Source organism: Macrococcus carouselicus (assembly GCF_004359515.1).
Lineage (GTDB): Bacteria > Bacillota > Bacilli > Staphylococcales > Staphylococcaceae > Macrococcus > Macrococcus carouselicus.
The window spans coordinates 1-460 of record NZ_SCWD01000017.1 but is presented as its reverse complement, the minus strand read 5'-3'; the positions used below and the strand labels follow the sequence as shown (position 1 = coordinate 460).

Annotated in this window: 1 protein-coding gene; it reads right to left on the bottom strand. The window is 33.7% G+C overall.

Features of this window, described 5'->3' with window-relative positions; translation table 11 throughout:
- Positions 1-231: 231 nt before the first annotated feature.
- Positions 232-460: hypothetical protein (locus tag ERX40_RS11065; RefSeq protein ID WP_133418550.1), on the bottom strand; the 229-nt coding region annotated here is incomplete at its 5' end.

Below are 460 nucleotides of genomic sequence, written 5' to 3'. Positions count from 1 at the left end.
TCTCTATGCAGCAAAGGGCTGCTATCATTAATCAATGATTTTATTGCCATCATTATCCTCATTTCTTGTTGTTGTACTTGATTCATATGCAATCATAATAGTATATAGGATAAATGCTACTTATAGCAAGGTATTGAGCATAAAAACAGCTGCTTGCAGTTATGCGAGCAGCTCAACTTATTTACTAAAATACTATAGCACATAAAGTGTATTTTGTCACCATTTTCAACTTTACATCATGGATTGAGGATTGATGTCAATACTTAACGAAAATTTATCTTTTACAAACTTATCATAGTAATAATCATCTAGATACATCAAGGCAGTCAACAGATCAGGTTCAGATTTAAACTTGATAATAATCTGAAATCTATACTGATTATTGATTCTTCCGATAGCACATGGAGCCGGTCCAAGGACAAAACTGCCAGGACTAAGATGCTGCAGCAGTACTTCATGA